Consider the following 11,589-nt stretch of genomic DNA (forward strand, 5'->3'; position numbering starts at 1 on the left):
GATGGCGGCCTACGAATACCTCGCCATGGATGCAGGCGGCGGCAAGCAGCGCGGCGTGCAGGAAGCCGACAGCGAACGCCAAGCCCGCCAGCTGCTGCGTGAACGCCAGCTGGTGCCGCTGCGCCTGCGCCTGGCCAAGGGCAGCCGCAGCGCCGGTGGCAAGCCGTCCGGGCGTGGCCTGGGCGCCGCCGAACTGGCCCTGCTGACCCGCCAGCTGGCCACCCTGGTGCAGGCCGCCCTGCCCCTGGAGGAAGTGCTCGCCGCCGTCGCCGCGCAGTCGGAAAAGCGCAGCCAGCAGGCCATGGTGCTGGCCATCCGCGCGCGGGTGCTGGAGGGCCACGGCCTGGCCCAGGCGATGGCCGGCTTCCCCCGCGCCTTCCCGCCGCTGTACCGCGCCACCGTGGCCGCTGGCGAGCGCGCCGGGCACCTCGGCCAGGTGCTGCTGCAACTGGCCGACTACACCGAATCGCGCCAGGCTGCGCGCCAGCAGGTGCAACTGGCCCTGCTCTACCCGAGCATCCTGCTGCTGGCGGCCTTCGGCATCGTCGGCTTCCTGCTGGGGTTCGTGGTGCCGGACGTGGTCAAGGTGTTCATCGACAGCGGCCAGGAACTGCCCGCACTGACCCGCGGCCTGATCGCCGCCAGCGAACTGTTGCAACACCACGGCCTGGCCTTGCTGCTGGCCAGCGCCGGGGGCATCTGCGCCTTGCGCCTGGCCCTGCGCAGGCCCGCCACGCGGCTCGCCTGGCACCGTTTGCTGCTGCGCCTGCCGCTGCTCGGGCGCCTGGTGCGGGCCAGCGACTGCACGCGCTTCACCAGCACCCTGGCGATCCTCGGGCGCAGCGGCGTGCCCCTGGTGGATGCCCTGGAGATCGCCGCCGAAGTGGTGGCCAACGGGCAGATTCGGACCGGTCTGAAAGACGTCGCACGCGCCGTGCGCGAAGGTGGCCCGCTGACACGGGCCCTGGAACGCAGCGGCCACTTCCCGCCGATGATGCTTTACATGATCGCCAGCGGTGAACGCTCCGGCGAACTGGACGCCATGCTCGACCGCGCCGCGCGCCAGCAGGAAGCGCAACTGGCCACCCGCATCGCCATGCTGGTGGGCCTGTTCGAGCCGGCGATGCTCGTGTTCATGGGCGCCAGCGTGCTGGTGATCGTGCTGGCGATCCTCATGCCCATCCTCAGCCTCAACCAACTCATCGCCTGAACGGCAGGACTCCCCATGCACAGCAAACGCAGCCAAGCCGGCTTCACCCTTATCGAGATCATGGTCGTGGTGGTCATCCTCGGCGTGCTCGCCGCCCTGGTGGTGCCGCAGATCATGAGCCGCCCCGACCAGGCCAAGGTCACCGCCGCGCGCGCCGACATCAACGCCATCGCCATGGCCCTGGACATCTACAAGCTCGACAACCACGGCTACCCCGGCACCCAGCAAGGCCTCGATGCGCTGGTGAGCAAACCCAATGGCAGCCCGCCGGCGCGCAACTGGAACCCCGACGGCTACCTCAAGCGCCTGCCCGTGGACCCCTGGGGCAACCCCTACCAGTTCATCACCCCCGGCAGCCAGGGCAACGCCTACGACCTGTTCTCCTTCGGCGCCGACGGCCGCGCCGGCGGCGATGGCCTCAACGCCGACATCGGCAACTGGGATCGCTGAAATGCCGCAGCATGTGAAAACGCTTCCCGTAGCGGGCTGCCGCACCGAGGGAGCCAAGGCAACGCCTAAGACCTGGTCTCCTTTGGCGCCGACATCGGTTGGGATGTCGCACCGTGCCCTTGTAGGGGCGAATTTATTCGCCAAGCGGTGCGCAGCATCGCCAACGCATCACGCGGGGCGTTCGCCCCTCCGTTGGAGCGAATTCATTCGCGATGCCGCCCACACCGGAGCCCACCCATGAACCGCGCGCGGGGCTTCACCCTGCTGGAAATCCTCGTGGTCATCCTGCTGATCGGCCTGGTGGCGGGATTGGCCGGCCTGGCCCAGGGCGACCACGGCGGCCAGCAGGCACGCCGCGAGGCCGAGCGCCTGCGCGTGCTGATCGCCCTGCTGCGCGAGGATGCGCTGCTCGCCCAGCGCCAGTTCGGCCTGCGCGTGGACGCCGACGGCTACGCCGTGCAGCGCCTGGAGCCCGACGGCCGCTGGGCCCCCGCTCCCGGTTACCGCCCGCAGCACCTGGCCGAGCCCCTGCGCTTGCGCATGGAAGCCGCCGAGGATGCCGCGCAGCTGGGCAATGCACCCGGGGGCACCGCGCCGCAGTTGCTGGTGCTCTCCAGCGATGAAATCTCGCCCTTCACCCTGTACCTGGAGCTGCGCGGCAAGCCGCTGCTGACCCTGGCCAGCGATGGCCTGGAAGAGGTGCGCATTGAAACGCTGTGAGGGCTTCACCCTGCTGGAGGTGATGGTCGCCCTGGCCATCTTCGCCACCCTCTCGGTGGCGCTGTACAGCGCCGCCGGGCATATCGCCGGCAACAACGCCGGGCTCACCGAGCGCAGCCTGGCCCAGTGGCTGGCGGACAACCGCCTCAACGAACTGCGCGCGGGCATGCGCGAGCCACAACGTGGCTACCGCCAGGAGCGCATCGCCTTCGCCGGCCGCCAATGGCTGCTGGGCACCGAGATCGGCGTCGCGCCCGACCCGCGCCTGCTGGAAGTGAAGGTGGACGTGGCGGTGCCCAACGACCCACCGCTGACCCGCGCGCTGCTCAGCGGCTTCATCGAGGCGCCGCGATGAACGAGCGCGGCTTCACCCTGCTGGAAGTGCTGATCGCCATCGCCCTGTTCGCCCTGCTCGGCCTGGCCAGTTACCAGTTGCTGGAGCGGGTGCTGCACAGCGAGCGGCGCATCCAGCAGCACGAGCAGCAGCTGCGCCAGTTGCAGCGCGCGCTGGACATCTTCCAGCGCGACCTGTGGCAGGCCCTCCCCGCCGCCCTGCCCGATGACCCGAGCCGACGCCAGGCGCTGATCGGCCGCGACCACCAGCTGCGGCTGATGCGCGGCGGCTGGGCCAACCCTTTGCAGCAGCGCCGCAGCGAGGTGATGTGGGTCGAGCACCGCTGGGAACAGGGCCAGTGGCTGCGGGCCTACCGGGGCGACGACGGCGCGGAGCACAGCCAGCGCCTGCTGGAAGGCGTGGAACTGACCCGGCTGCGCTACATCGATGACCAGGGCCAGCCCACGGACGCCTGGCCGGCAGGCGGCGGCCCGCTGAACCTGCCCCGGGCGCTGGAGATCGAGCTGGACGCGCCGGGCTACCCGGGGCTGCGCCGGGTCATCCTGCTGCCGGGCCTGAAGGTGCCGGACCATGAGTGAACGGCACCGCCAGCGCGGCGTGGCGCTGATCAGCGTGCTGCTGGTCACGGCGCTGGTCACCCTGATCATCAGCGACATGCTCGCCCGTCAGCGCCTGAGCCTGGCCAGCAGCGCCAACCAGTTGCAGCAGCAACAGCTCTGGCAACTGGCCCTGAGCGGCGAGGCCTGGGCCCGCCAGCAGCTGCACGATGACCTCGCCACGCGCGAGGAGCCGCTGCGGGTGCACCTGGGCCAGGGTTGGGCCCGGAACGGCAACCTGTTCGACATCGATGGCGGGCAGATCCGCATCCGCATCGAAGACCTGGCCGGGCGTTTCGACCTCGACACCCAGCGCAGCACCAGCCGCCTGGCCCGTGCACGCTACCAGCGCCTGCTGGCCAACCTCGGCCTGCCCCACCACGACCCGGCGCTGCTGCCGCAACGGCCCGGCGCCGACGGCAAGCCGCAGCCCTTCGCCGACAGCAGCGAACTGGCCCGCCTGGAGCAACTGGACGCAGCCGGCCTGCAACGCCTGCGCCCGCATGTCGCCACCCTCGGCGGCGTAGCGCTCAACCTCAACACCGCATCCGCCGAGGTGCTGGCCAGCCTCGAAGGCCTCGACCCGGCCATCGCCCGCACCCTGGTGCAGGCACGACCGCCCCAGGGCTATGCCAGCGTGCAGGCCTTCATGGAGCAGCCGCTGCTGCACGGCCGCGAGGTGAGCAGCCGGGAGCTGGGCGTCGACAGCCGGCATTTCCGTGCCCACCTGCAGGTGCGCCTGGGCGAGCGGCAGCTGTACCTCGCCAGTGACCTGCGCCTGGAGCGCGATGGCCGTATCAACGTCCTGCGCCGGCAACTGCTGGCGCCCGACCTTTCACACCCGGAGTAACCCCCGTGCACGCCTGGCTCCACCTCGCCACTCCCCATGACGACAGCCCCCTGACCTGGTGGCTGGACGCCCACGCCCCCGAACAGGGCGACCTCCACCAGGCGGCCACGGCGCTGGCCGGCCAGCGGCTGACCCTGCTGCTGCCCGCCGAAGCCGCCAGCACCCATGAAGTGGAGGTGCCGTCCCGCAGCGGCCGCTGGCTGCGCCAGGCGCTGCGCTCCGCCCTGGAGGAGCGCCTGCTGGATGACATCGACAACCTGCACCTGGCCCGGGGCCCCCTGCTGGACGGGCGCCGCTGCCGGGTGATCGCACTGGACCGTGCCTGGCTGCAGGGGTGTCTGGCCCGGCTCGCCCAGCACGGCCTGGTGCCCAGCCGCATCCACCTCGATGCCGACTGCCTGCCAGCGGGCGAGCCCTGCGCCCTGTACTGTGCGGGCCGCTGGTTGCTGGGCGGCGGAGCAGGCCAGTGTGCGGCGTTGCCCGACGCGCAATGGGACGCCCTCGCGGAGCTGCTGCCCGAGGGGCTCGTGCGCCGTGAGGAATCCCCCTGGCCACTGCTGGTGGAAGGCGCGCCACGGGCCATCGACCTGCGCCAGGGCGAATTCGCCCAACGGAACGGCAAGCGCGTGCCCGTCGGCGCCCTGGCGCTGGTCGCCGTTCTCGCCGGGGGGGCCCAGCTGGCCCAGGACCTGCTGCATCGCCACTGGCTGGAACAGGGCAGCGCCGCGCTGCAACAGGCCAACCTCGACGAGTGGCAGCGGCGTTTCCCGGAGGAGCCTCGGGTGGTCGACCTGGGCCGCCAGGTGCAGGCGCAGCTGGTTACGGCGCAGCGCCCAGCCCAGGGCCTGGCCAACAGCCTGGAAAGCCTGGCCAATAGCTGGAGTGCCGGTGGCGGCAGCCTGGCCCGGGTGCAGCGCCTCGATTACCAGGCTGGCGAAGGCTGGACCTTGCGCGTGGAGGCCGGCTCCTTCGCCGATATCGAACGCCTGCGCGAAGGCCTCGCCAGCCAGGGCCTGGAGGTGCAGGCCGACTCCAGCGTGCGCAGCGCCCAAGGCGTGAGCACGCGCCTGCGCATCGCCGAATAAACCCCGCAACCGGCACCCGCCAAACCAAGGAACCCCGCTGATGAACCCGCTCTCCTCCCTGCACAACCGCTGGCGCCAGCTGCCCGCCCGTGAGCGTCGGGCGCTGCTCCTGCTGGGCCTGTTCCTCGGCCCGGTGCTGGCCTGGACGCTGCTGTTGCAGCCCCAGCGCCAGGCCCTGCACCAGGCTGAGCAGGACTACCAGCAGGCCCTGGCCCTACAGGCCGACCTGGCCCGTCTGCCGGCTGCGCGCCCGCAAGCGACGCTGACCGCCGAGGCCCTCCCCGGCCTGCTGGCACGCACCAGCGCCGAGGCGCGGCTGAACATCGAGCGCATGGACCATGAAGGCGCCGGGCGCATCAACCTCGGCCTGGAGGGGGCGCTGGATGACCTGATCGGCTGGCTGCGGCAGTTGCAGCAAGCCGGCGCCCGGGTCGCCAGCCTGGGGCTGGAGGTCAGCCCCGACGGCCAGGCGCGGGCGCGGTTGCAGGTGGAGGCTGGGGCCTAGCGCGCCTCAGGCCTGGCGACCCACCCAGATCGGCGGCCGGCGGTTGGCCCAGGGCAGTGCGCGTTCCAGTTGCCCGGCGAGGCGCAGCAGCAGGTCTTCGCGGCCGCAGTCGGCGCTGAACTGCAGGCCGATGGGCAGCCCGCTGGCCGCGTCCTGGGCCAGGGGCACGGACATGGAGGGGGCACCGGTGACGTTGGCCAGGGCGGTGAAGGGTGATTGCCGGAACACCCGCTGCATCCAGCCGCGGCCGTCCAGCGCTTCCTGGCCCCGGTTGTATTCGCCGATGGGCGGGGCCAGGTGCGGCAGGGTCGGGCTCAGCAGCAGGTCGAAGCGGGTGAAGAATTCGCCCATGCGCCGGGCCACGGTGTTGCGCATGTGCATGGCACCGAGCAGGTCGATGGCGCTGAGGCCGCGGCCCAGCTCATAGAGGGCCAGACTGGCCGGCTCCAGGGTGCTGGCGTCGATGGGCCGGCCGGTCTGCGCTGCCAGGGCGTCGATCCAGTCGGCGGTGTTGGCGGCCCAGAAGCGCGCATTGAGTTCGACGAAGGCCTCCCAGCTCAACCCGATATCCGGCTGCACCGCCTCGACCCGGTGCCCCATTTCCTGCAGCTGCCGGGCGAGCCCTTCCGTCGCCTGGACGATGGACGCCGCGCTGCGTCCCCCATCGAGCGGGTGCAGTAGCAGCCCGATCTTCAGCGGGCCGGGTTCGCGCCCCACTTCCTCCAGGTAGGGCCGCACGGGCGCGGGGATGCGGTACGGGTCGCCCGTGGCGTGGCCCTGGATGGCATCCAGCAGCGCGGCGCTGTCGCGCACCGAGCGGCTGAGCACGCCCTGCACCGCCAGCCCGCTCCACACCTCGTCCAGCGCCGGGCCGATGGACACCCGCCCGCGGCTGGGCTTGAGGCCGAACAGGCCGGTGACCGACGCCGGCACGCGGATCGAGCCGCCGCCATCGGTGGCATGGGCCACCGGCACCAGGCCGGCCGCCACGGCAGCGGCGGCGCCACCGCTGGAGCCGACGGCACCGTGCTGCGGGTTCCAGGGGTTGCGGGTGGGGCCGTTGGCCAGGGACTCGGTGGCGGTGCTGGCGGCCAGCTCCGGCACCGTGGTGCGGCCCAGGGTCACCAGGCCGGCCTGGCGGAAGCGCTGCATCAGGTTGGAATCAGCCGGGCTCACCAGCCCCTCGGCCAGGCGGCTGCCCAGCTCGTTGCGGCGCCCGGCCATGGCCACGCCCACGTCCTTGATCAGGAACGGCACGCCGTGCAGCGGCCCGGCGGCAGGCGCCGGCTCGTCGTCCCAGTACTCGACCAGCGCGTTGATCGCGGGGTTGAGCGCCGCGAAAGCCGCCAACGCGGCGTCCCTGACCTCGGCGGCGGTCACCTCGCGGCGGGCGATGAGCGCGGCCAGGCCGAGTGCATCCTGAGCGGCGTATTCAGACAGATTCATGGGGCTCTCCAGGTTCACCTGCCAGCTGAAGCAGGTATGATTGATACCATTCAGTATCGAGCGATACTGCTCGGTATACAGTGATACTCATCAGTATCGCCCGTCAAGCGGAGAACGCCATGCGACCCGAGCGCGTCATGCGCCTGCCCCCTCGCGAACGCATCATCGATGCCGCGCAGGAGCTGTTTTTCAACGAGGGGATCACCCGCGTCACGGTGGACGCCATCGCGGCCAAGGCCGAGTCCACCAAGATGACCCTGTACCGTCACTTCGAATCCAAGGATGCCCTGGTGCTGGAGTGGATCCGCCTGCACATCGAGCAGTACCGCGACATCTTCGAGCGCCTGGCGCAGGCCCACCCCGGCGACGCCCGGGCGCAGCTGCTAGGCTTCGCCCAGTTCATCGCCGACGATCTGTCCACCTCCTCGTACCGGGGTTGCTCGTTCACCAACGTGATCGCCGAGATACCCGACGACCAGCACCCCGCCCGGGTGCTGATCGAGGCGCACAAGCAGGCGCAGTTCCGCCGCCTCGCCGCGCTCTGCGTCGAGGCCGGCCTGACCGATGCGCAAGACGTGGCCGAGGAATTGACCTACCTGATGGAGGGCGCGCAGATCGTCTCGCAAAACAAGGGCATCGAGCGGGTCGGCGAGAAGCTTCTGCGCATGGTGAGGAAGAAGATCGGCGCCTGAGGCGGTCCAACACAGCAATTCATGGCCCAGGAGCCACCCGATGACCGAAGCGGCCCCCACCACCATCAGCGTCATGCGGCGCTTCCGCCAGAGCGCCGAGCAGGTGTTCGACGCCTGGCTCGACCCGGCTATCGCCTCGCGCTTCCTGTTCGCCACGGCGGACGGCGAAATGCGCGTGGTGGACATCGACGCCCGGGTCGAAGGCAGCTACTGCATCATCGAGCGACGCGGCGAGGAGGATGCCGAGCACCTGGGCGAGTACCTGGAGATCGAGCGGCCGACGCGCCTGGTGTTCACCTTCGGCATCGACCGCGACGACCCTTCACGCGACCGCATCAGCCTCAGCTTCACCCCCCTGGGCGAGGGCTGCGAACTGCTGCTGGAGCATGAGATGCGCCCGGCCTGGGCCCACTACGCCACCGCCACCCGCGACGGCTGGAACATGATCCTCGGCCATCTCGCCCGCGCCCTCGACAACCCCTGAGCGCCGCCTCAGGCGCCGGGGTAGACCACCTCCTCGGCCTCGGTGGGCAGCGGCACTTCCCATTTGAACAGCATCCGCGCGATGTCCTGGTTGCGCAGGCTGCTGTCGCGCCGGGTGTTGCGCCGGCGGATCTCCGCTTCGCTGGCCTCCAGGTACACCAGTTGCACGCGGGCGTCGTAGGCGTAGAGCAGGTCGAGGGTCTTCTTGCGCATCTGCGCCGACAGGTGCGTGGCGTTCCACACGAAGGGCTGGCGCGAACGCAACAGTGCCTTGGCCTGGTCGATGGCGAAGTGCGCAGCGGCCCCCTCGTTCTGGCCATGGCGCAGGCCCAGCGCCTCGCGTGCATCGTCGAAGGAGATCACCGGCAGCTCGGGCTGGTGCTTCGCCTGCCAGGAGTTCTTGCCGCTGGCCGGCAACCCGGACAGCACGATCACCTGGGAGCCCTCCACCTCGCGGTGCAGGGGATAGTCCGGCAGCACCCGCGCGCCACGGAAGTAGCGCACCCGCGTGTAGTCGTCGACGAAGGCCTTGGGCCCGCGCAGGCAGCCCTCCTCCTCGGCCAGTTGCTCCACCAGCTCGATGTCGTCCAGCAGCGCCTGCTTGCCGTGGAAGTGACGGCCCTGCATATCGGCCCGCGCCACGGCGCAGAGCATCCACACCGGCAGCTCCCAGGACAGCTTGTGCAGGATGAATTCCGCCGAACGCCCGCTCTTGTCCCCCGCCAGGGCGAAGAACGGCAGCTGGTGCACGGCGATGATCCGGCAGATGCGCTCGCGCAAGGCGAAGGGCACGCCGGCGCGCCACAGCAGGATGCGCACGTCGATGGCGCCGCGCCGGGAATGGCCGGGCTGGCCGATCTTGCCGGTGGCCTCGTCGATCACCGTGGTCGCCGGCTTGGCGATGTCGTGCAGCAGCGCGGCGATGAACAGCACGAAGCGCTCGTCGTCGTCCGCCGTGGCGTAGGCGCCCTGCCCCAGCAGCGCCTCCACCACCATTTGCGTGTGGGTCCAGACATCGCCTTCGGCGTGGTAGACCGGGTCTTGCGGGGTGCTGGCCAGCTCGCCCAGCGCCGGGATCAGCGCCAGGCAGGCGGCGAAGTCCGCTGCGCCGCCGGGTGCGGGCACCAGGGCCCGCAAGTGTTCCAGGTTCATGGGTGTCGTCCTTGTGCAGCGGCCAGATCGGCCCAGGTCACCACCGGCTCGGGGGCGTAGAGATCGACGCCCGGAGCCAGCAGATTGGGAATGAACGGCTGCTGTGAATGGTGGATGCCGGAGTCGAGGATGGCCTGGACGAAGTCCGGCCGTACCCACTTGACCCGGCCAAGGGTGTGTTCGGGGCTTTCGATCTTCAGGTACAGCCCTTCCATCAGCTCGGAGCTGTCGCCGTTGGCCCAGGCGCGGGCCAGGTCCAGCCCTTCGCGCCGCACGGTGTGTTCAAAGGCCTCGCGCCAGCCGGCGGAGCGCGCCAGTGACGGCCGCACCAGCTTGAGCAGATCCGCCAGCCGGGGCGGCGGCGCGCCTTCGTGGAGCACCGGCACGGACAGCACCGGGCTGCCGGCCAGCAGCGCGCGCCGCGCCCGGGTGGAAAGGAAGGCCCGTTGCTGGCGGTCCCAGATGTCGAACTCGAGGAACAGGTGCGGCAGGCGGTCGTAGAACACCGAATGCAGCTTGCTGCATACCTCGCCGAACAGCACGTAGCGGTCCTCCAGCCGTTCCAGCAGCAGGTGCTCGTGGGCCCGGGCCCACTGCTTGAACTGGCTGAACTGGCGCTCGCGGCCACCACCGATCAGGTAGTGCCCACGGGACTGCAGCAGCAGCTCGCCACCGGCGGAAAAACTGATGGCGGCATTGGCGCCATCGAGCTTCTCTTCCACCACCAGGTGGCAGCCGGCGAGCTCGCGGTAGGCCAGTTGGTCGGCGTCGCTGTCACCGACCTGCAGGCGTGAGGATTCGAGGTGCGGGGTCCGCGGGTATTTGAACAGCTCGAGATTTTGCGCATGGGCGCAGGAATGATCCGTCATGGTCTTCTCCTGTGAAAAAGGGAAAACCGACGACGCGCTTCAGCGGGGAATCAGTGGAAGCCACCCAGGGGCGGCCAGCAACAGGGCTCGGTGAACCGTCGTCGGTATCAGGCGTGTTGGCTGGCGCGGGGCATTGGCTTCACCACTTGGATGGAGGGGTGGATCGGAAAGGCGCGCATTGAAAACCCGCAGCACACGCGCTGTCAACACGGTCGTGTGAAGTGCGTCGCAGAGCGCTTGCCCGACATGGCGCCAGCTGGCAATCTGCCGCCACTCCACTTCCCAGGAAATGTCCATGGACCGGATCGAGGCCGCCCTCACCACCCTCAAGTCCCTGCTGCTCACCGACGAGACCATCATCCAGAGTTCGCACCAGCTGCGCCTGAAGGCGCTGAAGCACCGGCGGGAGATCGTGGTCGCCACCAACATGCGCCTGATCGTATTCATCCGCCGCGTGTTCGGCGGCTACCGCATGCACGACATCCGCTGGCAGGACCTGCAGGACGCCGCCATCGACGAGAACCTGCTGCCGGGCCTGTTCGGCGCCGTGCTGAGCCTGCGCCTGTACAACGGCACCCTGGTGCGCATCGACGGCCTGGAGCCGGTGAGCGCCCGCGCCCTGTACGTGTACTGCCAGCGGCAGGAACAGGAGTGGCGCGAAAAGAACCGCGTCCGCGGCATGGAAGAGCGCTCGGGGTTCGGCTTTGCCAGCATGCCGGGTACCACCGGCGTTGCCGGAACCGCCGGAACCGCCGGAACGGCGGGCGCCCCCATGCCCAACATCCCCATGCCGGGAACCCCGGCCTTCGACGCGCTCTTTTCCGCCGCCTTCTCCGGTGCGACGCCTGGCACGGTCAGCCACACGACCGTCGGCTCACCGCGCACCACCAGCAGCACCACCGTCGAAAGCACCGTGGATGAAGGCGACTCCTTTTCCTTCCAGGGCAAGGGGGATTTCGGCGCCCTGGCCGGCATGGCCAAGCTCATGAACCCGGCGACCGCGTCCGCCAGCGCCGAGAAGCTGGCCAAGGGCATGGCCGAGGCGAAGAAGCAGTTCGACGCGGGCAAGCTGTCCGCCGCCGAGTACGAGAGCGCGAAAGCCAAGGTCCTCAGCAGCCTGTGACCGCCCGCCCCGCCACCGGCGCGCCCTGCGCCGGTCGGCAAACAACCTGAACT

The 11,589-nt window shown here is 70.2% G+C and carries 14 protein-coding genes; 11 read left to right on the forward strand and 3 right to left on the reverse strand.

Annotated elements, in window-relative coordinates; all coding sequences use genetic code 11:
- Position 1 precedes the first annotated feature (1 nt).
- From gspF to gspM, 8 genes are all read left to right on the forward strand, one after another.
- The gene (gene gspF / locus PI990_RS19095) at positions 2-1,210 is read left to right on the forward strand and encodes a type II secretion system inner membrane protein GspF (RefSeq protein ID WP_271658127.1); all 1,209 of its coding nucleotides are present in this window, start codon (positions 2-4) and stop codon (positions 1,208-1,210) included.
- A 15-nt stretch (positions 1,211-1,225) separates the two neighbouring features.
- The gene (gspG, locus tag PI990_RS19100) at positions 1,226-1,660 is read left to right on the forward strand and encodes a type II secretion system major pseudopilin GspG (protein WP_271658128.1); all 435 of its coding nucleotides are present in this window, start codon (positions 1,226-1,228) and stop codon (positions 1,658-1,660) included.
- A gap of 237 nt (positions 1,661-1,897) precedes the next feature.
- Positions 1,898-2,380, forward strand: coding sequence for a type II secretion system minor pseudopilin GspH (gene gspH / locus PI990_RS19105; protein ID WP_184491727.1), 483 nt, complete (start codon positions 1,898-1,900; stop codon positions 2,378-2,380).
- A complete protein-coding gene (gene gspI, locus PI990_RS19110; RefSeq protein ID WP_442969285.1) occupies positions 2,367-2,735 on the forward strand; it encodes a type II secretion system minor pseudopilin GspI in 369 nt (122 codons plus the stop codon). Before gspH ends, gspI begins: the two co-directional genes overlap by 14 nt.
- Complete coding sequence (gspJ, locus tag PI990_RS19115) at positions 2,732-3,313, forward strand: type II secretion system minor pseudopilin GspJ (RefSeq protein ID WP_271658130.1); 582 nt, start codon at positions 2,732-2,734, stop codon at positions 3,311-3,313. The genes gspI and gspJ overlap by 4 nt, the downstream gene beginning before the upstream one ends.
- Complete coding sequence (gene gspK, locus PI990_RS19120; protein WP_043245988.1) at positions 3,306-4,181, forward strand: type II secretion system minor pseudopilin GspK; 876 nt, start codon at positions 3,306-3,308, stop codon at positions 4,179-4,181. Before gspJ ends, gspK begins: the two co-directional genes overlap by 8 nt.
- A gap of 5 nt (positions 4,182-4,186) precedes the next feature.
- The gene (gene gspL, locus PI990_RS19125; protein WP_271658131.1) at positions 4,187-5,266 is read left to right on the forward strand and encodes a type II secretion system protein GspL; all 1,080 of its coding nucleotides are present in this window, start codon (positions 4,187-4,189) and stop codon (positions 5,264-5,266) included.
- A gap of 40 nt (positions 5,267-5,306) precedes the next feature.
- A complete protein-coding gene (gene gspM, locus PI990_RS19130; protein WP_271658132.1) occupies positions 5,307-5,771 on the forward strand; it encodes a type II secretion system protein GspM in 465 nt (154 codons plus the stop codon).
- A gap of 6 nt (positions 5,772-5,777) precedes the next feature.
- On the opposite strand, the gene PI990_RS19135 is transcribed toward gspM, so the two are convergent.
- Positions 5,778-7,217, reverse strand: a complete 1,440-nt coding sequence (locus PI990_RS19135; RefSeq protein ID WP_271658133.1) for an amidase — start codon at positions 7,215-7,217, stop codon at positions 5,778-5,780.
- Positions 7,218-7,336: 119 nt separating this feature from the next.
- Here PI990_RS19135 and PI990_RS19140 point away from each other — a divergent pair, with 119 nt between their 5' ends.
- On the forward strand, positions 7,337-7,909 hold the full coding sequence (locus PI990_RS19140) for a TetR/AcrR family transcriptional regulator (protein WP_271658134.1): 573 nt from the start codon (positions 7,337-7,339) through the stop codon (positions 7,907-7,909).
- A gap of 40 nt (positions 7,910-7,949) precedes the next feature.
- Positions 7,950-8,393, forward strand: coding sequence for an SRPBCC family protein (locus PI990_RS19145; RefSeq protein WP_271658135.1), 444 nt, complete (start codon positions 7,950-7,952; stop codon positions 8,391-8,393).
- Positions 8,394-8,401: 8 nt separating this feature from the next.
- On the opposite strand, the gene PI990_RS19150 is transcribed toward PI990_RS19145, so the two are convergent.
- Positions 8,402-9,544, reverse strand: coding sequence for an AAA family ATPase (locus PI990_RS19150; RefSeq protein ID WP_271658136.1), 1,143 nt, complete (start codon positions 9,542-9,544; stop codon positions 8,402-8,404).
- The gene (locus PI990_RS19155; RefSeq protein WP_271658137.1) at positions 9,541-10,413 is read right to left on the reverse strand and encodes an RNA ligase family protein; all 873 of its coding nucleotides are present in this window, start codon (positions 10,411-10,413) and stop codon (positions 9,541-9,543) included. Before PI990_RS19155 ends, PI990_RS19150 begins: the two co-directional genes overlap by 4 nt.
- Positions 10,414-10,708: 295 nt before the next feature.
- Here PI990_RS19155 and PI990_RS19160 point away from each other — a divergent pair, with 295 nt between their 5' ends.
- The gene (locus tag PI990_RS19160) at positions 10,709-11,536 is read left to right on the forward strand and encodes a PH domain-containing protein (RefSeq protein ID WP_271658138.1); all 828 of its coding nucleotides are present in this window, start codon (positions 10,709-10,711) and stop codon (positions 11,534-11,536) included.
- Positions 11,537-11,589 lie beyond the last annotated feature (53 nt).

The sequence above is a fragment of the Pseudomonas sp. TUM22785 genome, assembly GCF_028198105.1.
Classification (GTDB): Bacteria; Pseudomonadota; Gammaproteobacteria; order Pseudomonadales; family Pseudomonadaceae; genus Metapseudomonas; species Metapseudomonas solani.